This window comes from Aeromonas sp. 602396 (assembly GCF_049173735.1).
Taxonomy (GTDB): Bacteria; Pseudomonadota; Gammaproteobacteria; order Enterobacterales; family Aeromonadaceae; genus Aeromonas; species Aeromonas veronii_A.
Genome location: NZ_JAAKSD010000010.1, coordinates 63919 through 89731, shown reverse-complemented (window position 1 = coordinate 89731; position 25813 = coordinate 63919). Strand labels below are relative to the sequence as shown.

General features: G+C 60.4%; 21 protein-coding genes. 9 read left to right on the top strand and 12 right to left on the bottom strand.

Annotation, left to right across the window (positions count from 1 at the left end; all coding sequences use genetic code 11):
* Positions 1-130: 130 nt before the first annotated feature.
* The 4 genes from pflB to G5229_RS13185 form a co-directional block, all read right to left on the bottom strand.
* The gene (gene pflB, locus G5229_RS13200) at positions 131-2413 is read right to left on the bottom strand and encodes a formate C-acetyltransferase (protein ID WP_005352571.1); all 2283 of its coding nucleotides are present in this window, start codon (positions 2411-2413) and stop codon (positions 131-133) included.
* A gap of 46 nt (positions 2414-2459) precedes the next feature.
* Entirely contained in the window at positions 2460-3308 is an 849-nt protein-coding gene (gene focA, locus G5229_RS13195; protein ID WP_005333620.1) for a formate transporter FocA, read from the bottom strand.
* A gap of 381 nt (positions 3309-3689) precedes the next feature.
* Positions 3690-5450: a 30S ribosomal protein S12 methylthiotransferase accessory factor YcaO gene (gene ycaO / locus G5229_RS13190; protein WP_421209259.1), complete on the bottom strand. Its 1761-nt coding sequence runs from the start codon at positions 5448-5450 to the stop codon at positions 3690-3692.
* 193 nt (positions 5451-5643) lie between these two features.
* Positions 5644-7077, bottom strand: coding sequence for a glycoside hydrolase family 1 protein (locus G5229_RS13185; RefSeq protein ID WP_421209258.1), 1434 nt, complete (start codon positions 7075-7077; stop codon positions 5644-5646).
* A 167-nt stretch (positions 7078-7244) separates the two neighbouring features.
* Between G5229_RS13185 and G5229_RS13180 the strand changes: the two genes are divergently transcribed.
* Positions 7245-8108, top strand: a complete 864-nt coding sequence (locus G5229_RS13180) for a LysR family transcriptional regulator (protein ID WP_216978919.1) — start codon at positions 7245-7247, stop codon at positions 8106-8108.
* Positions 8109-8144: 36 nt separating this feature from the next.
* Here G5229_RS13180 and G5229_RS13175 read toward each other — a convergent pair whose 3' ends face one another.
* On the bottom strand, positions 8145-8852 hold the full coding sequence (locus G5229_RS13175; protein ID WP_410489649.1) for a substrate-binding periplasmic protein: 708 nt from the start codon (positions 8850-8852) through the stop codon (positions 8145-8147).
* A 218-nt stretch (positions 8853-9070) separates the two neighbouring features.
* Positions 9071-11335, bottom strand: coding sequence for a 5-methyltetrahydropteroyltriglutamate--homocysteine S-methyltransferase (metE, locus tag G5229_RS13170; protein WP_421209257.1), 2265 nt, complete (start codon positions 11333-11335; stop codon positions 9071-9073).
* Between the two features lie 276 nt (positions 11336-11611).
* Between metE and G5229_RS13165 the strand changes: the two genes are divergently transcribed.
* The gene (locus G5229_RS13165) at positions 11612-12520 is read left to right on the top strand and encodes a LysR substrate-binding domain-containing protein (protein ID WP_368227032.1); all 909 of its coding nucleotides are present in this window, start codon (positions 11612-11614) and stop codon (positions 12518-12520) included.
* A gap of 5 nt (positions 12521-12525) precedes the next feature.
* On the opposite strand, the gene G5229_RS13160 is transcribed toward G5229_RS13165, so the two are convergent.
* Complete coding sequence (locus G5229_RS13160) at positions 12526-13461, bottom strand: LysR substrate-binding domain-containing protein (protein WP_151286823.1); 936 nt, start codon at positions 13459-13461, stop codon at positions 12526-12528.
* A gap of 192 nt (positions 13462-13653) precedes the next feature.
* On the opposite strand from G5229_RS13160, the gene G5229_RS13155 reads away from it, so the two are divergent.
* From G5229_RS13155 to G5229_RS13145, 3 genes are read left to right on the top strand one after another with little or no spacing between them, the layout of a single operon-like run.
* The gene (locus tag G5229_RS13155; protein ID WP_236353604.1) at positions 13654-14391 is read left to right on the top strand and encodes an isochorismatase family protein; all 738 of its coding nucleotides are present in this window, start codon (positions 13654-13656) and stop codon (positions 14389-14391) included.
* Positions 14392-14450: 59 nt separating this feature from the next.
* Positions 14451-15350: a pirin family protein gene (locus G5229_RS13150; RefSeq protein ID WP_236353602.1), complete on the top strand. Its 900-nt coding sequence runs from the start codon at positions 14451-14453 to the stop codon at positions 15348-15350.
* On the top strand, positions 15347-16573 hold the full coding sequence (locus G5229_RS13145; RefSeq protein WP_421209256.1) for a CynX/NimT family MFS transporter: 1227 nt from the start codon (positions 15347-15349) through the stop codon (positions 16571-16573). Before G5229_RS13150 ends, G5229_RS13145 begins: the two co-directional genes overlap by 4 nt.
* A gap of 28 nt (positions 16574-16601) precedes the next feature.
* Here the strand turns inward: G5229_RS13145 and G5229_RS13140 are convergent, their stop codons facing one another.
* The gene (locus G5229_RS13140; RefSeq protein ID WP_421209255.1) at positions 16602-17486 is read right to left on the bottom strand and encodes a LysR family transcriptional regulator; all 885 of its coding nucleotides are present in this window, start codon (positions 17484-17486) and stop codon (positions 16602-16604) included.
* Positions 17487-17587: 101 nt separating this feature from the next.
* Here G5229_RS13140 and G5229_RS13135 point away from each other — a divergent pair, with 101 nt between their 5' ends.
* The 3 genes from G5229_RS13135 to G5229_RS13125 all read left to right on the top strand — a co-directional run bounded on the left by G5229_RS13135 (position 17588) and on the right by G5229_RS13125 (position 21013).
* Positions 17588-18226, top strand: coding sequence for an NAD(P)-dependent oxidoreductase (locus G5229_RS13135; protein WP_115521834.1), 639 nt, complete (start codon positions 17588-17590; stop codon positions 18224-18226).
* 446 nt (positions 18227-18672) lie between these two features.
* Entirely contained in the window at positions 18673-19716 is a 1044-nt protein-coding gene (locus G5229_RS13130; protein ID WP_421209254.1) for an isopenicillin N synthase family dioxygenase, read from the top strand.
* Positions 19717-19849: 133 nt separating this feature from the next.
* Positions 19850-21013 (top strand): trans-sulfuration enzyme family protein, encoded by a 1164-nt coding sequence (locus G5229_RS13125; RefSeq protein ID WP_193859383.1) that lies wholly within the window; start codon positions 19850-19852, stop codon positions 21011-21013.
* A gap of 110 nt (positions 21014-21123) precedes the next feature.
* On the opposite strand, the gene G5229_RS13120 is transcribed toward G5229_RS13125, so the two are convergent.
* The 3 genes from G5229_RS13120 to G5229_RS13110 all read right to left on the bottom strand — a co-directional run bounded on the left by G5229_RS13120 (position 21124) and on the right by G5229_RS13110 (position 24380).
* Complete coding sequence (locus G5229_RS13120) at positions 21124-22788, bottom strand: AMP-binding protein (RefSeq protein ID WP_005333638.1); 1665 nt, start codon at positions 22786-22788, stop codon at positions 21124-21126.
* A 98-nt stretch (positions 22789-22886) separates the two neighbouring features.
* Positions 22887-23165: a YfcL family protein gene (locus G5229_RS13115; RefSeq protein WP_005333639.1), complete on the bottom strand. Its 279-nt coding sequence runs from the start codon at positions 23163-23165 to the stop codon at positions 22887-22889.
* Positions 23166-23264: 99 nt separating this feature from the next.
* The gene (locus tag G5229_RS13110; RefSeq protein WP_421209253.1) at positions 23265-24380 is read right to left on the bottom strand and encodes an ATP-NAD kinase family protein; all 1116 of its coding nucleotides are present in this window, start codon (positions 24378-24380) and stop codon (positions 23265-23267) included.
* Between the two features lie 120 nt (positions 24381-24500).
* Here G5229_RS13110 and G5229_RS13105 point away from each other — a divergent pair, with 120 nt between their 5' ends.
* The gene (locus G5229_RS13105) at positions 24501-25229 is read left to right on the top strand and encodes a TerC family protein (RefSeq protein WP_227342667.1); all 729 of its coding nucleotides are present in this window, start codon (positions 24501-24503) and stop codon (positions 25227-25229) included.
* A 72-nt stretch (positions 25230-25301) separates the two neighbouring features.
* Here the strand turns inward: G5229_RS13105 and G5229_RS13100 are convergent, their stop codons facing one another.
* Positions 25302-25790, bottom strand: a complete 489-nt coding sequence (locus G5229_RS13100) for an OmpA family protein (RefSeq protein WP_421209252.1) — start codon at positions 25788-25790, stop codon at positions 25302-25304.
* Positions 25791-25813 lie beyond the last annotated feature (23 nt).

Below are 25813 nucleotides of genomic sequence, written 5' to 3'. Positions count from 1 at the left end.
AAATCCCCAGTAACAACTGTTGTGGTTGCGATGGAACTGGGGGCGATTCACAGGGGATGATTACTCCCCCTGAATCGCACGCATAAAAAAACCGGCGCCTTGGCGCCGGTTTTTGCTCACTATGTCTCGATTACAGAGAAGCAGTGAAGGTACGGGTGATGACGTCTTGCTGTTGCTCTTTGGTCAAAGAGTTGAAGCGAACGGCATAACCGGATACGCGGATGGTCAACTGCGGATATTTCTCCGGGTTTTCCATGGCGTCCAGCAGCATTTCACGGTTCATCACGTTAACGTTCAGGTGCTGACCACCTTCTACGTTGGATTCGTGGTGGAAGTAACCGTCCATCAGGCCAGCCAGGTTGGCTTTCTGGGCTTCCATATCTTTACCCAGTGCGTTCGGAACGATGGAGAAGGTATAGGAGATACCATCTTTAGCGTAAGCGAACGGCAGCTTGGCTACGGAAGTCAGGGAAGCAACAGCACCCTTCTGGTCACGACCGTGCATCGGGTTGGCACCCGGGCCGAACGGAGCACCAGCACGACGGCCATCCGGGGTGTTACCGGTCTTCTTGCCATATACCACGTTGGAGGTGATGGTCAGAACAGACTGGGTAGCAACAGCACCACGGTAGGTGTTCAGCTTCTGAATCTTCTTCATGAAGCGCTCAACCAGGTCACAGGCGATATCATCGACGCGAGCGTCGTTGTTACCGAACTGCGGGTATTCGCCTTCGATTTCGAAGTCGATGGCAACGCCATCTTCGTCACGAATCGGCTTGACCTTGGCGTACTTGATGGCAGACAGGGAGTCAGCGGCTACAGACAGACCAGCGATACCACACGCCATGGTGCGATATACGTCACGGTCGTGCAGCGCCATCAGAGAGGCTTCGTAGCTGTACTTGTCGTGCATGTAGTGGATGATGTTCAGCGCAGCAACGTATTGCTTGGCCAGCCAATCCATGAAGTGGTCCAGACGATCCATTACGTCGTTGTAGTCGAGGTACTCGGACTTGACCATCTCGGTTTTCGGACCGACCTGGATCTTGAGCTTCTCGTCCATACCACCGTTGATTGCATACAGCATGGTCTTGGCCAGGTTGGCACGAGCACCGAAGAACTGCATCTGCTTGCCAACGATCATCGGGGATACACAGCAAGCGATGGCGTAGTCATCGTTGTTGAAATCCGGACGCATCAGATCGTCGTTCTCGTACTGAACGGAAGAGGTCTCGATGGATACCTTGGCACAGTACTTCTTGAAACCGACCGGCAGCTTCTCGGACCACAGGATGGTCAGGTTCGGCTCAGGGGACGGGCCCATGGTGTACAGGGTGTTCAGCATACGGAAGCTGTTCTTGGTGACCAGAGTACGGCCATCAACGCCCATACCAGCCAGGGTCTCGGTCGCCCACATCGGGTCGCCGGAGAACAGTGAATCGTATTCCGGAGTACGCAGGAAGCGAACCATACGCAGCTTCATGACCATGTGGTCCATCAGCTCCTGGGCTTCTTGCTCGGTGATCAGGCCTTTCTGCAGGTCACGCTCGATGTAGATATCCAGGAAGCTGGAGGTACGACCGAAGGACATGGCAGCACCGTTCTGGGACTTGACTGCCGCCAGGTAGGCGAAGTAGGTCCACTGTACGGCTTCTTTGGCGTTCTTGGCCGGTACGGAGATATCGCAACCGTACTTGGCAGCCATCACCTTCATCTGTGCCAGGGCACGGTGCTGCTCGGAGATCTCTTCGCGCAGACGGATGGTGGCTTCCAAGTTGACGCCGTTTTCCAGGTCAGCTTGCAGGGACTTGAACTGGGCCAGTTTGTCGGCCATCAGGAAGTCAACACCGTACAGAGCAACACGACGGTAGTCACCGATGATACGGCCACGGCCGTAGGCATCCGGCAGACCGGTGATAACACCAGACTTGCGGCAGTTCAGGATGTCTTTGGTGTAAACGTCAAACACGCCCTGGTTGTGAGTCTTGCGGTATTCGGTGAAGATCTTCTCGACCATCGGGTCCAGTTGACGACCGTACACTTCGCAAGAAGTTTTAACCATCTTGATACCGCCGTTGGCGATGATGGCGCGCTTCAGCGGCTTGTCAGTCTGCAGACCAACGATCTGCTCCAGGCTCTGATCGATATAACCGGCATCGTGTGCGGTAATGGTGGAGGGCAGGTCAGTATCAAAATCAACCGGCGCATGAGTGCGGTTTTCGATTTTGATCCCTTCCATGACCTTGTCCCACAGCTTGGTGGTCGCTTCGGTCGCGCCAGCCAGGAAGGACTCGTCACCTTCATACGGGGTGTAGTTCTTCTGGATGAAGTCACGGGTGTTGACAGAGGTCTGCCATTCACCGGCCGCGAAGCCTTCCCATGCTTTTTGGAACTGTTCGTTAAGTTCTGCCATTTTTCATTACCTCACACGGTATTGATGTAGTATCCCGCAATCATCCTTAATGATGACGACGGAAGATAAACCAGTAAGTCAGACCAACCATCACGCCACCACCGATGATATTGCCGATGGTCACGGGGATGAGGTTGTGTAGGACGAAGTTGGATACGGTCAGGTCAGCAAAGGTTGCCGGATCCTGGCCGATGGCCTGCCAAAATTCCGGACTAGCCACGCTGTGGATAGCGATACCAACCGGAATCATAAACATGTTTGCGATGCTGTGCTCGAAACCTGAGGCAACGAACATGGCAACCGGCAGCAGCATAACCACTACCTTGTCAGTCGCGCTGCGGGCACCAAAGGCCATCCATGCAGCAAGACATACCATCAGGTTACAGAGGATACCCAGCGCCACCGCTTCGAAGAAGGTGTGGTGAATTTTGTGTTGGGCCACTTTGAGGGCGTTAAGGCCCCACTGACCGTCTGCTGCCGTGTACTCGGCAGAAACGATGATCAGCGCCACCATCAGCAGACCGCCAATCAGGTTACCGAAGTAGACCAGACCCCAATTCTTGAGCAGCTGAGCCCAGCTGATGCGATTGGCAGCCTTGGCCACCAGTGTCAGGGTGGTGGAGGTGAACAGCTCGGCACCGAGCAGCACACAGAGAATAAGTCCGAGAGAGAAGCAGAGACCGCCCACCAACTTGGCCATACCCCAAGGCATGGAGCCGGTTCCGGTCGTCACTGTGATGTAGAAGATAAATGCGATGGCGATGAAAGCGCCTGCGGTAATGGCCAGTGGAATGACCTTGTATGCCGGCTTGGTAGCCTTGGCATAGGTGATGTCTTCAGCCAGTGCAGCGATGGCTTCGGGCTTGAGACAATCGAATGGAGATTCAGCTTTCAATTATTTTCTACCTGAATGTTTTGCCTGTTGAAATCATAACAAAGGGCCAAATAGCCAAAATTGACATTGATCAAGTTTATCAGAGTGCGAATGTAATTTTACTACAAATATTTTAGTGCGATGGCTACGCCACTTTACACCAGGTATCAGCTGAAACAGAAATATCACATTTTTAATGCAATGATTTTAAAGAATTTATTTTCGATCATGGAAATATGGTATTGGCAAGATATCTTTGCAGATCGACAGCACATCCCCTGCCCTGCCATCAACCCCCTTAGGGGTATTTTTTGTTTTTTATTTCATCTTTGAATAACTATCCCGTGCCTTGCCGCACGATAAACAGAAGGGGCCACTCGGCCCCTTCCTTTACAGCAACGATCACGCCCAGTGATGGGCTCGCTTGGCCTTCTGCAGCTTCTCGTAAGCCGCCAGCAGCTTCTGGTGCAGCGGGAACTGGGAGAGCGACAGGTCGGCCGCCTCCAGCCCGTGGAAGCGTGCTTCGCCAGTGGCGTTAGCCCATGCCTGTGCCAGCGTCTCTTCGCCATACATGCGAGTGAAGACGGCGCGATACTGCTCCGGATCCCGCTCCTCGTCGAGGAACAACTCGACGCAGGCACGCAGGGCGCGGTAGTAACTGGCACGCTCGGCAGTGAACACTGACTGGTTGAACTCCATGGTCCAATCGATGAGATCGAGAGCAGTCTCCAGCTCACCGGCGGCCAGCGCCAGCATGGCTTTCAGCTCGCCAACGCGCAGGGTGTGCAGCGCGGTACCCTTGGCAGCGGCGATGCCCAGCAGCTCGCGTACACGGGTACGCTCGTCGTGCCCCTCTTCATCCAGTTGATCAAACAACGCCATGTACTGCTCGGCATCCCAATCCAGTGATGGCAGTGCCAGGATCACTTCGCGCAGGTTGGCGCCCATATTGTTGTTGGCCAGCAGCAGATCTTCGGCCGGATAGATGTCGGACATGCCCGGCACCAGGATGCGGCAGGCGTAGACACCCAGATGCTCGTAGTCGGCGATATAGACCGGCTGCTCCAACTCGTGGAAGATGCCGATCAGGTGATCGAACTCCTCCTGCGAGGTGCCACGAAAATCCCAGTCGGCAAACTCGAAGTCCGCATCCTGCTTGAACAGGTCCCAGCTGATAAGGCCCGAGGAGTCGATGAAGTGGGTCTCGAGGTTGTGGTGATCCGCCACCTGCTCGTTGTCGAATGACGGCGGCACAAACACGTCGAGATCCTTGAGACCGCGGCCCTGCAGCAGCTCGGTGACGGTACGCTCGAAGGCCACTTCGAAGCGCGGGTGGGCACCGAAGGAGGCAAAGCAGGTGCCATTGCTCGGGTTGAGCAGCACCACACAGATGACCGGATAGCGGCCACCCAGAGAGGCATCGAAGCTGTAAATGGGGAAGCCTTCCGCTTCGAGGGCGGCGATGGAGGCGGCAATCCCCGGATAACGGGCAATGACCTCGTCCGGGATCAACGGCAAGCTGATGGCCTCGGCGATGATCTTGTTCTTCACGTGGCGCTCGAACACCTCGGAGAGCGCCTGGGTGCGCGCTTCGGTCTTGGTGTTGCCGGCGCTCATGCCGTTGGAGACATAGAGGTTGCCGATGATGTTCATCGGGATGTAGACGGTCTCGTGATCGGACTGACGCTCGAACGGCAGGGCGACGATACCGCGCTCTTCGTTGTTTGACTGCAGATCCACCAGCATGTCGGCGGTCACTTCACCATCCGGGTTGTAAAACTTGCGGGTGAAGCTGTCGAGCAGACCGGCCGGGAACTGGTCACCCTCGATGGGGAACCACTTTTCGTTCGGGTAGTGAACGAAATCGCCGTTGGCGACCTGCTCGCCCAGATAGAAGTCGGCGAAGAAGTAGTTGGTGGAGAGACGCTCGAAATATTCGCCAAGGGCAGAAGCGAGGGCCGCCTTCTTGCTGGCACCCTTGCCGTTGGTAAAGCAGAGGACGCACTCTTTGTCGCGAATATGCACCGACCAAACGTTCGGCACGGGGTTGAGCCAGGAGGCCTCTTCGATATCAAACCCTAAGGCTTGCAGCTTGGTCTGGAAGCGTTCGATGGAGTCTTCCAGCGCCGCGTCCTTGCCGGGAATAAAAGTGTGGTCAGTCATCACGATATCCTGATTTTTATTGGCTCATGTTCGGCCGCAGATAATAGCAGGGGTCGGCGGCTTTGGCAGGACAAAAATCAGCAAACAGGGATGAGTCGCACGGAGAGAAACCGGCTTGCCCCCGCTCCCCCGCCAAAAACAGCGCAGGCCCGGGGATTGCCCGGGCCCGCTGGTTACGCGACGCGATAAACCGTCAGAGCTGCTTGCCCTGGCTCGCAATCACTTGGCTGTACCAGTGGAAGCTCGCCTTCTTGATCCGGCGAAGGGAGCCCCCCTGCTCGTCACGCTCCACATAGACGAAGCCGTAGCGCTTCTGATAGCCGTTGAGCCAGCTCAGGATGTCGGTGAACGACCAGGCGCAGTAGCCGAGCAATTCCACCCCATCCTGCATCGCCTCCTGGCACGCCTTGACGTGGCTGCGCAGGTAATCGATGCGGTACGCATCATTCACCTTGTCGCCCGCCTCCAGCTTGTCGAACTCGCCAAGACCGTTCTCGGTGATCATCAGCGGCAGACCATAGCGGGAAGAGAGGCGACGCAGGGCGATACGCATCCCGGTCGGATCGATGGCCCAGTCCCAGTTACTGGTCTCAAGGTGTGGATTGGGCGCCGTCTTGTAGAGGCCGGGGATGCCGCTCGATGGCGTAGTACCCTTCTTGCCGGTGGTGTTGATCCGCTGCAGGGTCTGACCGCCCAAGGGGTTATCTGTGTAGGTCAGGGTGTAGTAGTAGTTGACGCCGATGTAGTCGGGCGTCCCCTCTCGCAGCAACTCCATATCGCCCGGCAGGATCTCCGGCGCCTCGCCGTTTTCTCGCAAGTAAGCGAGCGCCGCCTGGGGATAGCGGCCAAAGCAGTAGGCATCCAGCCACCAGAGGTTGTTGAACTCCTCGGCGTTCTCATAGGCCAGCATATCTTTCGGATCGCACGACGCCGGATAGGCAGGGGAGTAGGCAAAACTCGGGCCGATGAGGCCATTTGGCACATACTGGCGAAAGGCCTTGATCACCCGAGCATTGGCCAGAAACGCGATGTGGTTGGCGGCAAAGAAGCGCTTGCGATCCTGCACGGCAGGCGGATGGGTGCCGAGCTGATAGGCATTGGTCAGGTTGTAATTCTGCTCGTTGAGAGAGACCCAGTACTTCACCTTGCCGGCAAAACGCTGATAGAGGGTCACGCAGTAGCGCTCGAAATCCTCGATAATGCGTCGGTCTTCCCAGCCGCCGTACTCATCCTGCAGCGCCTGCGGCAGATCCCAGTGATAAAGGGTCAGCACCGGTTCGATCTGGTGGGCCAAGAGGGTGTCGATCAGCTTCTCGTAGAAGGCCAGCCCCGCCTCGTTCACCTCCCCCCGACCGGTGGGATAGATGCGCGGCCAGCTCACCGAGAAGCGGTAAGCCTTGAGCCCCATCTCGGCCATCAGCGCCACGTCCTCTTCCATGCGGTGGTAGTGATCCACCGCCACATCGCCGTTGCTCCCCTCAAAGGTCTTGCCCGGCAGCTTGGTGAAGAGATCCCACACCGAGGGCCCCTTGCCATCGGCATTCCAGCCTCCCTCCACCTGATAGGCGGCGGAGGCGGCGCCCCACAGAAAATCGCTCGGGAAGTCGTTGAACTTGTGGTGATGCATCTGGTGTTGCTCCTTCTGCGCTGATGGTGTCAGCCATCTCTGATAACTCGGCGCCCCCGTGCCGGGGCATCCGAAATGAATTGGCATAAGCATCCATCACTTCTAAAATTCCGTCCAATGACAAATTTGACCACTCAACATTCCCAACAGGAATGAAAGGAGCCCTGATGGAGCTACGGGATCTGAAAGCTTTCGTCACTCTGGGGGAAGTGCTGCACTTCGGCCAAGCAGCGGTACGTCAGCATGTTACCCAGTCGGCCCTGAGCAAACAGATAAGGCGGCTTGAGGAGGAGCTGGGCGGCGAGCTGTTCGAGCGCAACGCCAGTACCACTCGCCTCACCGGACTGGGCAGGGCGCTGTATGAGGATGCCAGCGCTGTGGTCATCCAGAGCGAGCAGCTCTCGCGCACCGCCCGCGACGTGCTGGCGGGCAATGTCGGCACCCTGCGCATCGGCTTTGGCGTGGCCACCAAGATCCTGGTGCCCGCCGCCATCGCCCGCTTTCGCGCCGAGCGGCCGCAGGTCACCATAGAGCTCAACGATCTCTCCACCCACCACCAGTTGCTGGCGCTCAGTGAAGGCAAGCTGGATCTCGGTTTTTGCCGCCTGCCCGCCCCCAAGGGGTGGCACGCCCTGCCGGTGGTCGAAGCCCACTTTGTCGCCGTGCTGCCCGCCAGCTACCGCGATGTGAGGGAATTGGCGGATCTGGTGGACAAGCCGCTGGCGATCCTGCGTCGGGACAAGGCCCCGTCGTTTTACGATCACCTGATGAACTATCTGGCCCAGAGCGGGCTGCGTTTTCGCGATATCCAGTACGTCAACGACTTCGCCGCAGGCGTCGCCACCGCGGCGGCAGAGATCGCCTGGACCCTGGTCCCCTCCTCCACCACCATAGAGCACCCGGATGTACTCACCCTCCCCCTTAGAGATGGGGAAGCCTGCTGGACCATTGGCCTTATCCGTCCGCCCCACAGCAAGGGGCCCTTGATCGATGCCTTCTGGGCAACCATCGCCGATATGACGCCAAGATAGACACGCCGTTGGCAAACAGCAGATGGCAGCCGCGCATCAACGATAGCGTTCGACGATACGCGCCAACTCGCCGCTTTGTCGCAGCTGTTGCAGGGCACTGTTGAACTCGGTTATCCGGGTATTGAAGCGGGAGTGTTTGCCGATGCAGAGGTTAAACGGTGTCGACTCAAGCACGAGTGGCACCTCAACCACCTGATTGGCCAGCCCCAGCTTGTTGAGTTTGAAGCGTGCGACCAGTGGGTCTGTCACCATCAGATCCCCCCGACCCGCCGCCAGCATTTTGAAGACGTTATCAACATTGATGGTCTGATGAACGGTGAAGCTGGCCAGATTCTCCTTGCCCCAGCCGTTACCGAAATAGTCGAGAAAGGTGAACGCCCTGAGATCGCCCAGATGTTTGGCTTGCAGGAACTCCTGCATATGGGGATGAGCACGCGGCGTAAATATCGTCAGAGTCGTCGTGGTGACCGGCTCTTCCACAACCAGGGTATAGCTGCGCCGCTCCCGGGTGGCGATGGTTACAAAACCATCGGCCTGCGCCAGACGCACCATTTTTTGCGCCCGTTGCCACGGATAGCCTTCGTGGTGCACCCGCAGCCCCATCTGCGCTGCCACCCGATCCATCACATCGATCATCAGCCCGCGCATCTTGCCCTGTTCATCACGCCACGAATATGGGGCAAAGTCGTCAAAATAGACCAGCTTCAACTCGGCCGCTGGCGCCGCCCAGACACTCTGCCACATCAGCAATCCCCACAGGATTGCGATTCTCATACCAACACCCATGGCCGCGACTCCATCCACTCCTGCCACCTCTGAGCCTAGTGCAAAGCGGGCTGCGGCAAGGTTCAGGATCCAGTGGAAAAAGTGGCCAACGAAAAAAAAGAGAGGAAGCAGTGGCTTCCCCTCTCTCGTTCGTTTGTCAGCACACCACCTTATCGATGGCGGTCACGGCTTGCCGGTTACGCCAGCTCGGCCCGCAGCGCCTTGGTGGCATCGACCATCACCTTGAGGGCGGCTTCTGTCTCTTCCCAGCCGCGGGTCTTGAGGCCGCAATCCGGGTTGACCCAGAGCCGCTCGGCCGGGATCTGTTTGGCCGCCTTGCGCAGCAACCCCTCAATCCAGCTCTGGCTCGGCACGTTTGGCGAATGGATATCGTAGACGCCGGGGCCTATCTCGTTGGGGTAGTTGAAGCGCTCGAACGCTTCGAGCAGCTGCATCTGGCTGCGGCTCGTCTCGATGGTGATCACATCCGCATCCAGCGCCGCCACCGCCTCGATGATGAGGTTGAAGTCGCTGTAACACATGTGAGTGTGGATCTGGGTGCTATCCGCCACCGGACTGGCACTCAGACGGAAGGCCCGCACTGCCCAGTCGAGATAAGCCTGATGATCCTGCTTGCGCAGGGGCAAGCCTTCACGGATCGCCGGTTCGTCGATCTGGATGATCTTGATGCCGGCGGCTTCCAGGTCTGCCACCTCGTCGCGAATGGCCAGCCCGATTTGCAGGGCGGACTGCTCGCGGCTCACGTCTTCCCGCGGGAAGGACCAGCAGAGGATGGTCACAGGGCCAGTCAGCATCCCCTTCACCGGCTTGTCGGTCAGGCTCTGGGCAAATCGGGTCCATTCGAGCGTCATGGGAGTCGGGCGGTCAATATCGCGGGTGATCACCGGCGGCTTGACGCAGCGTGAGCCATAGCTCTGTACCCAACCGAAGCGGGTGATGGCAAAGCCATCCAGCAGCTCACCGAAATACTCCACCATGTCGTTGCGCTCGGCCTCGCCATGTACCAGCACGTCCAGCCCGATGGCCTCCTGACGCGCGATGGCATCGCGGATCTCCGCCTTAATGCCCGCCTCGTAGGCGCTATCATCGATGCGACCAGCACGCCAATCCTGCCGCAATACCCGGATCTGCGAGGTCTGCGGGAAGGAGCCGATGGTGGTGGTCGGCAGCAGCGGCAGTTTGAGATCCGAGCGCTGCAGCTCGGCCCTGACCGGATAGGGGCTGTGGCGATCAAAATCGCTGTTGGTGAGGCTGGCGAGCCGTGACTGCACCGCTTTTTTGTGCACCCGGCTGTCGGACTCCCGATCCACGATGGGCTGGCTGTAGGCGGTGATTTTGTCGAGCTCGCCCCCATCCAGATACTCTCTGAGCAGTCCCAACTCGAAACATTTTTGCAAGGCGAAGGCGAACCAGCTGCGGGTCTGGGGATCCAGCTCCTGCTCCAGAGTCAAATCCACCGGGCTGTGCAGCAATGAGCAGGATGAGGCCACCCAGAGCCGCTCGCCGAGCTTGGCTTTCAGTGCCTTCAGAGTCGGCGCCAGCTTGGCCAGATTGGCACGCCAGACGTTGCGGCCGTTGATCACCCCGGCTGAGATGACCCACTGGGCGGGCAGATGCGGCAACAGGGTCTCCAGCTGCTCGGGGGCGGCCACCAGATCCAGATGCAGGCCATCTACCTTGAGGCTGGTGATGATGTCGCGCTGATGGGCCACCGAGCCGAAATAGGTGGTGAGCAACAGCTTGCAGGGGCCGCTCAAGCGCTCGTAGGCGTTGAGGTAGGCCAGCCGCCACTCGTCCGGCAAGTCCAGCGTCAGCGCAGGTTCATCGATCTGTACCCACTCCACTCCCTGGGCGGCCAACTTGGCCAGGATCTCCTGATAGACGATGAGCAGGCGATCGAGCAGTTCAAGGCGGGAGAAGCCGCTCTCTTTCTCCTTGCCGAGCCACAGATAAGAGACCGGTCCCAGCAGCACCGCCTTGACCGGCAGCCCCAGTGCTTTGGCCTCTTCTACCTCGTCAAACAGCTGGCTCCAGCCCAGCTTGAAGCGCTGATCACGGCTGAATTCCGGCACCAGATAGTGATAGTTGGTGTTGAACCATTTGGTCATCTCGGCGGCGGCCGCCGCTGGGCCGGTCGGCGCACGGCCCCGGGCCACCCGGAACAGGGTGTCGAGATCGGTCTCGCCATGGCGGTGACGGGCAGGCACCGCATCCACCAGCAGGCTGGTACCGAGCACCTGATCATACCAGGCAAAGTCACCCACCGGCAGCAGATTGACCCCGGCGCCGTGCTGGGCCTGCCAGTGGCGCTCACGCAGCGTCTTGCCCACGGCAACAAGTTCGGCCTGAGTGGTCTCGCCACGCCAGTAGGATTCGAGGGCAAATTTCAGCTCGCGCTTGGCGCCGATACGGGGGAAGCCCAGGGTGTGTGCTCGTGTCATAGGTTCATTTCCTTATGCTCATTCATCTGATGGGAAACTGGATGATTTAGCCATCCAGATGTTTACACATCCAAAATGACAAGATAAGGTGACGCTGGCTATTGAATCCTCTTCAAGTGGCTCTCAAATAATCCTCAACTGACCGCCAGTCAGGTTCACCGCGAGGATACAGAGGCCGATTTTTACAGGTGCAAGAGGTGCCGGAGTCAAGAAGCGCAGCAGGTCACCGCCGACCGCAACCTCAGCGCCATACGCAATCTCACAAGGAGCCATCTTATGGCAGTGCCAAGCAATGCAGGGATAGAGATCAAACACTTGAAAACATTGACCGCGCTGGCCGAGCAGGGCTCGCTGGCCGGTGCGGCGCTGACCCTCAACCTCACCCAGTCCGCCCTCTCCCACCAGCTCAAAGAGCTGGAGACCCGCCTCAATCTGGAGCTTTACCTGCGCAAAAGCCGCCCGCTGGTGCTGACCGCGGCAGGCAGCCAGCTGCTCGCCTTTGCCCGTCAGGTACTGCCCGCCCTGGCCCAAACCGAGAAACAGCTGCAGGCCTTGCAGAGCGGCGATGCGGGAAGGCTGCATTTGGCGCTCGATTGCCACAGTTGCATCCAGTGGCTGCTGCCGCTGTTGCCCGATTTTCGCCGCCAGTGGCCCGGGGTAGATCTGGAGGTGGAGTCAGTGCCGGGCTTTGATGCCATCAATGCCCTGCTCGGCGGCCAACTCGACCTGCTGCTCACCTCCGATGTGCAGGCCCGGGGCGATCTCCACTTCGAGCCGCTGTTTGCCTTTGATCTGACTCTGGTGATGGCGCCGGATCACCCCCTCTGCCACCGGAGCCACATCGAGCCGGGCGATCTGGGGGCGGAGGTGCTGCTGGTCTATCCGGTGGAGCGCAGCCGCATGGATATCTTCAACCGCTTTTTGCAACCCGCCGGGGTGGAGCCCGCCCGCTGCAAGCCGGTGGACAACACCTCGGTGATGCTGCAGATGGCCGCCGCCGGCCTCGGGGTCGCCGCCCTGCCGCGCTGGGCCAGCAACGAGTTTGTCAGACAGGGGATGCTCTGCGCCCGCCCCCTCGGCAGTGGTATTCGTCGCCATATGTACGGTGCGGTGCGGGCCGCCGATCGGGATCAAGCCTGCCTGCAGAGCCTGTTCGAGCGCATTCGCCGCAAGATGGAGGGATAACCCCTTCAGCGGGGCTGGCCGACCTCTGCGAGCAGTGCAGGCAACTTTGCCTTGATAAAGTCGATGAGGGCTCTGACCGCCGGTGACAGGCCGCGCCGCGCTGGGTAGAGCATCACCAGCTTGCCATCTTTGGGACGCCACTCGGGCAGCAGTTGTTGCAGCCGCCCATCCGCCAGCTCATTCACGCAGGCGTAAAGTGGCAAGCCCACCATTCCTAGCCCCGCCAGCGCCGCCTGCTTGAGGGTTTGCATATTGTCGCTGCGCAACAGCACATTGACCGCCACCTCCTCACTCTCCCCACTATCGTGCCGCAGCCGCAACAGATCGGCCTGACGCTCCAGCGAGCTGAAGAGCAGGGCATCCTCTCCCTCCAGCTGGCGCGGATGCATCAATGCACCGTGGCGAGAGAGCCACGTTGGGGCAGCCAGCACGCCCCACTGCACCGTGCAGAGCGGCACCTGCACCAGACTGGAGGGGGGCTGCTCGAAGGCCACCCCGCGGATCACTACATCCAGCCCCTCCTCCAGCAGATCCACCTGCCGGTTGCTGGCTTGCACGGCGAGCCTCACCTTGGGGTATTGCACCATAAACGCGGGCAGCAAACGGGCAAGCAGCGCATCGGCAATGGTAATGGGCACGCTGATCCGCACCAGACCGCTCGGCTCCTGCTGCCGTTGCCGCACAGCCGCCTCTCCCGCCTGCGCTTCGGCCAGCATCGCCTGACAGTGGCGATAGAGCACCTCACCGGCATCGGTCAGGCTGAGTTGGCGCGAGGTACGTTGCAGCAGCCGGGTATCCAGCCGCTCCTCCAGCAGCCGGATCCGGCGCGAGATCCGCGACTTGGGCACGCCAAGCGCCCGCGCGGCGGCAGTGAATCCCTGTCGTTGCACCACATGGGTGAAGAGATAGAGATCATTCAAATCAAGTTCCAGTGGTGTCATCGGGCAGCCTTGGTCAGGGTGAGGTGCATTCACATCGTTCCACAAATGGAACGATAAGAACCTATTTCACCAGATTGTCGCCATTTTTGCAGCCATCATAATGGCCCTGTCCCCATCAGACGGTTGCTGCGCGGGCAATCCGCCCCACCAGCAAGGGCCGTTTGACTGTTCCGATATCACAAGGAGTTCACCATGAAACTGCGACAAATCTGCTCTGCCACCCTGCTCGGTCTGGCGACCCTGACCGCCACGCTGGCCACTACAGCGACACCGGCCATGGCCGCCGAGGCTGCCAGCCATCCGACCGTATCACCCAACCGCTATCTGGAGATGCTCTCCCGAGACAATGCGGTACTGCTGCTGGTCGACCATCAGGTCGGCTTGCTGAGCGGCGTGCGCGACACCACGGTGGGCGAGCTCAAGCACAACGTGGTGGCGCTGGCCAACGCCGCCCGCGCCCTCGGCGTGCCGGTGATCGTGACCGCGACCATGCCCGATGGCATGTGGGGCCCCACCATGCCCGAACTGACCAGTGCCCTGCCGGATGTGAAGGTGATCAACCGCACCGTCATCAACGCCTGGGACGATCCCGCCGTGCGCGCCGCCATTGAGCAGACCGGCCGCAAACAGCTGATCATCGCCGGGGTATCCCTCGAGATCTGCGCCAGCTTCCCGGCCCTCTCTGCCAAGGCTGCCGGCTATGATGCCCGGGTGGTGCTCGATGCCTCCGGCACCTTCAACGAAGCCAAGCGCACCACAGGTCTGCAACGCTTGCTGGGGGCCGGTATCCCGGTCACCGACTACGCCTCCGCCGCTGTCGAGATGCTGCGCAGCAACGTCGACCCCAAGGCACACGATGTCTACAGCGCCCTCGACATGCCTTTCGCCACCCTGGTGTGGCAGATGCAAGAGGGTGCCAAGAAGTCGTAACTCGCCTCGCCTTCGGTCAGATGACCGAAGGCATCTTCTATCTTCTGGAGGATCCATTGATGACCAGACGCCTGACTCTCTCTGCCCCCGTCAAGGGCCAACCGCTGCACATTGGCAACGGCTTTGCAGCCAGCCATTTTGGCGAACATTTTTTCAACGGTCTGATAGACCCCGTGGTAATGGTGGATCACTTCCAGATGACCGCACCCACCTTCGAGCCCCACCCCCATGCCGGGATCTCTGCCGTCACCTATCTGTTCGAAGATTCGACGAGCCCCCACGTCAACTACGACTCCCTCGGCAATCAGGGCCCCATCGAACCGGGAGCGCTCCACTGGCTGGCGGCCGGACGCGGGGCCGTGCATACCGAACAGCCGGAGGGGGCATCGCCCTACGTCCACGCCCTGCAGATCTTCGTCAACCTGCCTGCTCGTCAGAAGATGACGTCGCCTTTTGCCATCCACGCAGCCGCTGCCACCATCCCCGAGTTTCATGGCGAAGGGGTGCGAATACGGGTGGTCGCAGGCCACAGCAACGGGATAACGGCACCACACTCGGTAGAACTGCCCCAACCCTTTACCCTGCTCGATGGGCATTGCGCGCCCGGCAGCCGCTTCACCCATCTGCTGGCGGCAGGCTGGAATGCCATGATCTATCCCCTGACCGGATCGCTGACCCTGCAGGCGGAGGGTGAGCGGCACCTCATCCCGGCGGGTCACGGGATGGGTGTCAGCCTCTCTGCCGATGGCAGCGAGGCGGTGGCTCTGCAACTGGAGGCCACCGAGCCCTGCCACTTCGTGCTGCTCTCAGGCCAGGCGCTCAATGAACCCCTGGTCAAACATGGCCCCTTCGTGATGAATAGCCACGACGCCATTGCAGATCGGCTGCATGCCTATCAGCGCGGCGAATTTGGTCAGCTCAACGATGAGTGGCTGCGCAACGGCCAATATCGACCATGAGCACGCTCGCTGGCCACCAGCCACAAAGCACGCGCTGGCCTCTGGTCTTCCTCGCCATTTTTGCCGGTGCCAGCGGCGCCCTCTGCCTTGGCAAAGTGCCCGCCGTACTCGGCATACTGCGCAGCGAACTGGGGCTGACACTGGTCGAAGCCAGCTATCTCGCCTCAGCTTTCAATACGCTGGCGATCCTCTGCAGCCTCTTTCTCGGCCTGCTGCTGACTCGCTGGAGTGGGCGGCAAACCGGGGTTGTCGGGCTACTGGTTATCGTCACAGGCGGTGCGTTGGCGCTGCCCGCCACCGGGCTGGCCATGATGCTGCTGTCGCGCATTGTCGAGGGGATTGGCTTTTTGCTGATCTCGGTGGCCATGCCCGCCTTTATCGTGGCGGTGACCCGGGAGGAGGATAAACGGCTGGCCTTGAGCCTGTGGACGGTCAACCTGCCTCTCGGGGCGGCGGCGGGTATGCTGCTCACCCCCTGGCTCACGGCGCAAGGTGGCTGGCGACTGGCCTGGCTGCTCCTGATGATCCCGCAACTCTCTGTCCTGTTGCTTCTGCTCGCCAGTCGCTCGGCAGATGGGCTGCGGGTCTGGGCACCCCAAAACTCGATCAACTCGGGCCACCCGCTGCGCCAACTCACGGTACTCCGACAACTGACACTCTGGCGCTACGGGTTGGCGTTCATGCTCTACAGCCTGATGCTTTGGGCGCTCTTTGTCTGGCTGCCGACCATGTTGCAAGGCAGCCCCGGGATTGGCCAAAACCAGATCGCCCTGCTCTCGGCGCTGGCGGTGGTCGCCAATATTCCCGGCAACCTGATGGGGGCATGGCTGCTGCGCCGGGGCGTGGCGCGAGATCGGCTCATCTGCTGGGCACTGAGTCTGATGGCGCTGTGCGGCATGCTCGCCTTCTGGCCCGGCCTGTCGCCGTGGTGGGCCTATGGATTGTGCCTCGTCCTCTCCCTGTCGGGTGGTATGGCGCCGCCGGCTATCCTCTCGTCTGCGCAGGGAGTGAGTCAGGGGCCGGTACAACTGGCCATCGTGCAGGGATTTTTTGTCCAGCTCGCCAACCTCGGTCAGCTGCTTGGCCCCCTGTTGCTGGCGGCCCTGATGACGGACAACGGCCAATGGGGGAGCGCTCGCTGGCTCTTTCTGGGCGGCTTGCTGCTGGCAATCGGACTCTATCTGTGGCGCCGCCAGCCCATTGGCGGGCAAGAGCCCAACTGACAGCTAGGCCAAGCTGCATTGATATGTGTCAGGAAGTGCCTGCGAAGTAGCTGCGTAGCGCCTCCACCACCCGCCGCACCTTCTCCGGGATCTCCCGCTGCGGCGTGATAGCGTGGATCTCCATCGGCTGCACCCGAAAACCGGGCAACAGTTCGAGCAGACGCCCCTGCGCCAGATCCTCGCCAATTTCTCCCTCCGGTTGCAGCGAGATCCCCTGCCCCGCCAGCGCAAACTGGCGCAGGGGCAACACGTTATTGCAGAGCACCTTGGCCTTGAACCTCACCCTGTGCTCGCCCCCCTTCTCGTCAAGCAGCAGCAAACCGTTGCCCAGCATGTCGCCACAGAGCCAGTCGTGGGTGGCCAGATCGGCGGGCGTGCGCGGCGCTCCCTTGCGCGCCAGATAGGCGGGGGCGGCGCAGAGCAGCATCCGGGTCTGCCCCAGTTTGCGGGCCACCAGGGTCGAGTCAGGCAAGGTGCCGACCCGCAGCGCCACGTCGATCCGCTCGGCAATCAGATCCCGCTTCTCGTCGTCGGCGATGATCTGGATGGTGAGGCCGGGGTGGGCCTGCAGCAGCGGTGAGAGGGCCAGCGCCAGCGGCTGGCCCGCCATCCCCACCGGGGCGGTGATCCGCACTTCACCGAGCAGGGCGTCGCGCACCTCCGAGAGGCGCAGTTCGGTCTCGCTCAGAGTCTGCTGCAACGCCCGACACCCTTGCCACACCACCTCTCCCGCCTCGGTCAGACTGAGACGACGGGTGGAGCGATGGAGCAGGGGCAGTCCGAGCAGGCTTTCGAGCTGGCTGATATGCTGACTGACGGCGGAGGGGGTCATGCCAAGGGATTTGGCCGCCCCTGTCATGCTGCCCGCTTCCACCACAGCGGCGAAGATGGCGTAACGTCTGAGCTGTTCCATTATTAAATCCAGCTTATAAGTGAATGCATTTTTGAGGTGATTATTAAATCATAAATGGCGGCGTAGGATAGCCCCATTCCAACAGTGAAGGAGAGTTCCCCATGAAGATTGCCCTGATCGGTGCCAGTGGTTTTGTCGGTTCAGCCATCCTGAACGAAGCCATCAGCCGCGGCCATCACGTCACCGCCATCGTCCGCGATGTCAGCAAGGTGGCCGCCCATCCGCAGGTCACCGCCGTGGCGGTAGATGCCCAAAACCCGCAGGCATTGGCCGAGGTGCTCAAGGGGCACGATCGGGTGATCAGCGCCTACAACCCGGGCTGGACCACACCGGATATCTACGACCAGTACCTCAAGGGCGCCAACGCGATCGTCGCAGCAGCCAAAGCGGCCAACAGCTGGCTGCTGGTAGTAGGTGGCGCCGGCAGTCTGGAGGTTGCCCCCGGCGTGCAACTGGTGGATACCCCTGAGTTTCCGGCCGAGTGGAAACAGGGGGCGCTGGCGGCCCGCGACGGTCTCACCGCCCTGCGTCATGAAACCACCCTCGACTGGCGCTTTGTCTCTCCCCCGGTGTTCCTCGAACCGGGCGAGAAGCGCGGCGGCTATCGGATTGGTGGCGATCAGGTGCTGTTCAGCGGCGAACAGCCTGCCGGGATCACCGCCGGTGATCTGGCTGACGGTGTGCTGAACGAGGTGGAAAAACCGGCTCACCAGCGCCAGCGCTTTACCCTGGGTTACTGAGAGCCAGCAATCGGTTAAGGCCAGAATGCACGGTCACTCGCCTGTGCTTTCGGTCAGGTGAAAAACCGCTCAACCAGAAGGGAGGCATCCGCCTCCCTTCTGTTTTGGCCATTTTCTGTTTTGGTCATTTTTGCCGCTGGCAGCTTGCCTCTGGTTATCACTCTCCTTCCCATCATTTCCCATTCCGCCCTTAATGGCTGCGCAAAAAGCAGCTACTCCATTACACACCGAATTCCATTTCGAATTTTGTATATAACTAAGAATAATTTGTTGTTTCCGTCTTATAACACCGAACAGTAGCATCCCCTTCATTCCAGATGGCGCCACACCGCAAGCGCAAACAGCCACACTGTCGCGCCATCCCGTTTGCCGCTCATCAGACCTGCCCGCACCAGAGGCAGCAGAAGAGATGGCGCCAGAGATAACGAAAGAGTGAGGAGGTGCACATGGAACATTCACCACTGCCGATCATCGATCTGGCTGCCCTCAACGGGGCACCCGACCTGCGTCGCCCTATGTTGGCCAAGCTGGCTGCGGCCGCCCGCGACGTCGGCTTTTTCTATCTGACAGGGCATGGCCTGAGTGACGCCGAGCAGCGAGAGACTCTGGCGCTGGCAGAGCGCTTCTTTGCCCTGCCGGAGCAGGAGAAGCTGACGGTGCAGATGGTCAACAGCCCCCACTTTCGCGGCTACAACCGGGTCGGTGCCGAGCTGACACGCCAGCGGCCGGATCTGCGTGAGCAGTTCGATATCATGAACGAGGCGCAAGCCCTGCCTGCGGCCCTGATCCGTGAACCCTGGCAGCGGCTGGTCGGCCCCAACCAGTGGCCAACCGCCCTGCCAGAGATGAAAGCCCATCTGCTGGCGTGGCAAGATCGGCTGAGCGATATCACCCTCACCCTGCTGGCCGCTTTTGCCGAGGTGCTGGAGCAACCGGCCCAAGTGTTTGACGACAGTATTCGCGGCGCCCCCTACCAGCACATGAAGCTGATTCACTACCCTGGGCAAGAGGCGGGCAGCAGCAGTCAGGGGGTCGGCGCCCACAAGGATCCCGGCTACCTGACGCTGGTGATGCAGGACAATCACTCGGGGCTTGAGGTCGAGACGGCCGACGGCTGGATCTCCGCGCCCCCCCTGCCCGGAGCGCTGGTGGTCAATATCGGCGAGCTGCTGGAGCTGGCCTCCAACGGCTATCTCAAGGCGACCCTGCATCGGGTGGTGAGCCCGCCGCCCGGCGTCTCGCGCCTCTCCTGCGCCTTCTTTATGGCGGCGCGGCTCGATGCCACCGTGCCCCTGCTCAGCCTCTCCCCAGAGCTGGCAGCGCAGGCGCAAGGGCCGGAGAGTGACCCGACCAACCCGCTCTTTAATCAGGTGGGGGAGAACGTGCTCAAGGGGCGGCTGCGCTCCCACCCGGATGTGACGGCGCGGCACTATGGGCCGGTGGAACCAACTCGCCTCCCGCGCACTGAAAGCGAAGCGATACCGGCCTAAGCAGCGTAAAGATCCGCAGGCGGGTATATGCATAAGCCACAAGCCGCATGCACATACCCGCGCTGACAAAAACAACAAGCAACGAACAACAAAACAAGTCATGGCCAGAGCCTGGCCATCACGGAGCAACACGATGAAATTCAAGACCATGAGCGTACACAGCGGCCAGCGGATCGACCCACAGACCGGTGCCCTCACCACCCCGCTCTACCAGAGCAGCACCTTCAGCTACTTCAACGCCCAGGCGGGCAAGGAGCGCTTTGCAGGTCAGGCCCCCGGCTTTATCTACAGCCGCTTTGGCAACCCCACCACCGCCGAGCTGGAGCAGAAGCTGGCAGCCCTCGAAGGGGCCGACGAGGCGCTGGTGGTGGCGAGCGGCATGGCGGCGGTGAGCGCCATCATGTATGCCCTGGCCGACAGCGGCGATGAGGTGGCCTATATCGGCCCGCTCTACGGCGGCACCGATGCCTTCTTGAAGCAGACCTTCAGCCGCGCTGGCATCAAGGTCACCGCCTACGAGAGCGATCGGGATCTGCTGGCCAATATCCGCCCTGCCACCAAGGTGGTACTGTTCGAAACCCTGACCAACCCCACCCTCAAGGTGGTGGATCCGCGGCTGGTGGTGGAAGCGGCCCGCAAGGTGGGCGCCATTACGGTATGTGACAACACCTTCCTCACCCCCTACCTGCTGCGTCCGCTGGAACTCGGGGTCGATGTAGTGATGCACAGCGGCACCAAATATCTGGGCGGCCACGGCGACATCATCGCCGGAGTGGTAGCGGGATCTCACGCCCTGATGAAGTCGATCCGCACCGTGGCCCTCAAACATATCGGCTCCCCAATCGGCCCGCAGGAGGCCTACCTGCTGCAGCGCGGGGTCAAGACCCTGCCCCTGCGGATGGATGCCCACCTGCACAATGCGCAGAAAGTGGCCGAGTTTCTGGCCGCCCATCCGGCGGTGAAGAAGGTGATCTACCCGGGGCTTGCCAGCCATCCGGGCCACGATGCCCTAGGCGCCTTCGCCAGCGGCTTTGGCGGCATGGTGAGCATTGAGCTGGAAGGCGGGTTTGAGCGCTGCGCTACCCTGCTCGATAACCTGCAACTGTTCGTGCAGGCGGTGAGTCTGGGGGATCTCGAGAGTCTCGCTTGCCATCCGGCCAGTACCACCCACGCCGCCATGGACGAGGCGAGCCGCCTCGCCGCTGGGGTCAACGACGACCTCATCCGCTTCAGCATCGGGGTGGAAGATGCAGACGATCTCATCGCCGATCTGGCCGCTGCGCTGGCGCAGATCTAACCGGACACGCTTTTTACTCCCCGACAAAACAGCGGCGAGTGATATGCCTCAAACACAACAACGGCCCATCAAGGGCCGTTGTTGTTTGTTGCGCTATGGAAAGACGGGAGTTACTCCTCCCACACCACCACCTGGGATGAGGGCCAGCGATCCCCGACCTGGGCGTACTTTTGCTCCAGCAGGTGACGCTTGATCTTCATGGTGGGAGTCAGCACACCGTTTTCGATATTCCAGGGAGTCTTCACTACCAGAATGCCGCGAATTTTGGCATGAGATTCCAGCTGATCGTTGACCCGTACCCGCGCCGCTTCCAGTCTGGCGTTGACCTCCTCCCGATTGCCCTTCATGGCGCTCTCGGCCAGTTGCACCAGCGCAATGGGCTGGGGCATGCCGTAGCCAATCACGCAGAGCTGTTCGATAATGGGCTCCTGCCCCAGCAGTCCCTCGATGGGCACCGGCGCCACATACTTGCCCTTGGCGGTCTTGAACACATCCTTCATCCGGCCGGTGATGGTGAGATAACCCTCCTTGTCCAGCTTGCCCATGTCGCCGGTGTGGAGCCACCCCTCGGCATCGATGGCCTCGGCGCTGTGCTCAGGATCCTTGTAGTAACCCAGCATCATCCCTTCGCAGCGGCAGAGGATCTCCCCCTCGTCAGAGATCTTGATGGTCACCCCGATCCCCGCCTTGCCGACGGTGCCGATCTTGTCGGCGCGGAATGGGTAGTTGATGGTGGAGTAGGCGTGGTTCTCGGTCATGCCCCAGGCTTCCGTCACCTTGAGGCCGATGCTCAGATACCACTCAAGCAGCGCAGGGGAGACAGGCGCGGAGCCGCAGCCGAGTACCCGTGCCTGATCCAGCCCCAGCCCCTTTTGCAGCTTGCGTTTGATAAGGCCGGAGATAAGCGGGATCTTGAGCAGCAACGCCAGTTTGTTCTGGGGCAGCTTCTCGTGGATCTTGATGCGGAACATGGCCCACAGCCGTGGCACCGAGATAAAGACGGTGGGACGGCAGCGTTTGACATCTTCGATAAAGGTGTCGAGGGATTCGGGGAACGCGATGGTAGCGCCGCCATAGAGGCTGCCGCCGTAGATGTAGACCCGCTCGGTAATGTGGGCCAGCGGCAGGTAGGAGAAGCCCCTATCGGCCTGGCTCAGGCTCACCGTCTCCACCAGCTTCTCGCACGACCAGGCGTAACGCTCGACGCTCAACATGGCCCCTTTCGGCTTGCCGGTACTGCCGGAGGTGTAGACCAGACTCAGCAGGGAGTCAGGGGCCTGCACCGGGCTGTCAGGGATCGGCTCATGCGCCTCCAGCAGATCGTCCCACTGGTGGCTGGCCGGCATGGTATCGTAGGGGAAGGCGATGCGCAGCAGATCGGCGGGTACGCCCGCCTCCTGACTCTTCCAGTCATCCAGCTTGCCGACGAAGATCGCCTTGGCTTCGCTGTGGCGCAGCACATATTCGATGGTGTCGACGTTGGCAGTCGGGTAGATGGGCACGCTCACATACTGCCCCATCTGCATCGCCAGATCGGCGATAAACCACTGGGCGCAGTTCTTGGAGAGCAGCGCCACCTTGTCACCGGCCACCAGACCGAGGTGACGCAAGGCCGTCACCATCCGCCGCGCTTCATCGGCCACTTCACCCCAGGTGAAATCGACATATTCGCGGTTGATGGTTTGACGCAGGTAGGTTCGATCAGGACACTGCCGCTCCCAGTGATAGAGCATCTCGAGCGGCAGTTTATTGGCAATGCGTGAGGAGGAGGCCATAGTTTAATCCCTGAAACAAAAGGCGAAACTTATTATTAACCTTTCACTAACTTCAGGGGAAGGATAAACTCAAACTTCAGTTTGAATTGTGTATCCGATCAAGCTTCTGCGTCTTGTTGCAAACGACTCCACATCGCCTGCACCAGTTTTTCATCCTCTTCAGATAGCTCACCTTGCAAGATCGCCTCGTTGAGGCTGCGCAGCACATAGCTCTTGACGTCCCGCACCAGGGTCTTGCCTTCCAGCTCGGCCCGGGCAACGGCCAATGAGATATGACCTCGCAGGTAACCCCCCGCAAACAGCTCATCGTCGGTCGCGGTAGCAACCATGCTGTCGATCAGTCCCAACAACTTGTGCTCAAAATCGTGAATCGTCATGTAACGCAGCCTCATTTGCGGCAAAAAATTCGGGGGTATGGAACCGCAATCCGGTTGATTGCAGCTCTCTGGCGCCAGGCCAGCAGCGTCCTTGGCGTCCTATTCCGGGTTGGCCACCGGGTAGATGACCTGATCCTTGTATCCCGTGGTTATTCGCAGATAACCACGCAACGCCCGGTTTAATTCGGGATCATCGGTGTCCACCAGCAGCGGCCTGCCCGCAAGGGCGGCAAGCTTGGCTTTGGTTGCCAGCACCTGGATATTCTCCAGCCCGACACACCGAATCACCTCAGGACTCAATTGCTGATTTCCGCGCCCGAACAGATGTCCCTGTCCGCCTATCAGGGTAATGATCAGTCGGCAGCGACGGCCGCGGATCCGGGTCAGGATCTCGGCGGCGCTGAGATCCTGCCCGATAAGTCGGCCATTTTCCACCAGATCCACACCGAGCAAAGTATTTTCCAGACCGAGCTCTGCCATACAGGCTGCCACCGTGCTGCCGGAGCCCATCAGATAGAGGGTATCGGGCTCCATCTGCTCCACCACACCGGCGGCGAGATCCGCCAACACCAGCTCTTCGGACTCCTTGCCCCCCTGTTTTACCGCCTGTACGTAACGCAGATCGCCGGGCACCTTCAGCTGGCCGTAGTGGCGGGCCCGCACCTTGCCCGCGCGAAACGCCTCCTCGTCGATGTCGCGCACCTCGGCATCGATCAGGCTGAGCAGTTCCCCTGCGATCATCCGCGCCACCACCCGTCCGCTGGCGGCGGGCGTCACCCCGTAGACGCCGGAGTGGATCTTGCACCCCGCGGGAATGCCAAGCACATGGCAAGACTCCCCCACCGCGGCGCAAATATCCCGCGCCGTGCCATCGCCACCGGCAAACAGCAGCAGATCGACCCCGGCTTCGCGCATCAACTCGGCGGCGTGGCGGGTATCATCGGCCGAGGTGCTCTCCCCGACCGGTTGATAGATGACCCGACAGGGCAACCCCAGCTCGCGGGCCACCGCCTCCCCCATCTCTCCCGCCACCGTCAGCAGTTCGAACGGGATGCTCAGCTCGCACAGTGGCAACAGAGCTTGCCGCGCTCGATCTTGTGCTCTGGGCACGGCACCACGAGCAAGCGCCTCATCCACCACGCCGTCACTCCCCTTGAGCCCCACTGCGCCGCCAATCCCGGCGACAGGATTAATAATGAACCCTAATCGAAACATGCCTGCCTCCCTTGCGATGGCCCCCATTTTTATCTTTTCCCCCCTCTGGGACAAGCAGTGGCGCCCCTGCTAGAATGCGCTGCTTCAATTTTCCAACCAATTTTCAACCAAGGTTCAATCATGCTGGAATGGGTTCTTGATCCCTCTGCTTGGGTCGCACTCGCCACCCTTACCCTGCTCGAGATCGTGCTGGGCATCGACAACATCATCTTTATCTCCATCCTGGTAGGTCGCCTGCCGGAGGCTCAGCGCCAAAAAGCGCGCATTCTGGGTCTGGGGCTCGCCATGGGCACCCGGATCCTGTTGCTGCTCTCGCTCGCCTGGGTGATGCGTCTCACCGAACCGCTCTTCACAGTGCTGAACGAGGCTATCTCGGGCCGCGATCTCATCCTGCTGCTGGGTGGTCTGTTCCTTATCGGCAAGAGTACCCACGAGATCCACGCCACTCTGGAAGGGGCGGCCGAGCCGGAGAGCGTCAGCAAAGCGGCCTCGGGCTTTATCAGCACCCTGATCCAGATCGCCATTCTGGACATAGTGTTCAGCCTGGACTCGGTGATCACTGCGGTCGGCATGGCCGATCACGTGCCGGTGATGGTGCTGGCCATCATGATCGCCGTCTTCATCATGATGTTTGCCGCCAAGTCTATTGGCGATTTCGTCGATGACCACCCCACCATCAAGATGCTGGCCCTCTCCTTCCTCACCCTGGTGGGGTTTGCCCTGATGGCGGAGGGGATGGATCTGCACATACCGAAAGGCTACATCTACTTCGCCATGGCCTTCTCGCTGGTGGTGGAGATGATCAACATCCGCTTGCGCAAGCACAGCGAGGTCGACACAGGGAAGTAGTGTCGCCGGATCAAAAAGAGCGCCTCTCGGGGCGCTCTTTTGTTATGCACACGGCATGCTGCCGGATAGAGATCACTGGTTGGCAATCACAATGGCAACCCGGCGGTTTTCTGCTCGTCCGGCTGCGCTCTTGTTGTCCGCAACCGGGGCCGTCTCACCGCGGCCACGGATCTCAAGATTGGCGGGCATCATCCCCACCGAGATCAGCACATCTGCCACCGATTGGGCTCGTTTCAGAGAGAGCTGCTGGTTGTAGCTGCTCTCGCCCGTATTGTCGGTATGGCCATCCACCCTCGCCTTGTCGAGCCCGACCCCAAGCAGGGCCTTGCCCAGTTTTTCCACTATCAGCCGGGTCTGCGGATTGAGTTCACCCACATTGTTGGCAAACAGCACCCGGTTGGCCAGATCCAGTGTCCAGCCCTCATCGGTCAGATAGAAACCTTGCTCCTTCAATACTGCCAGCTGTTCCGGGGTCAACCCCCTGGGGGTGCTCTGACAACCCACCAGCAGAGAGAACAACAGGCCCAGCACGACAGCCTTGATGGAGAGGGATAGTTTCATTGTTATGACTCCTTTACACCTTG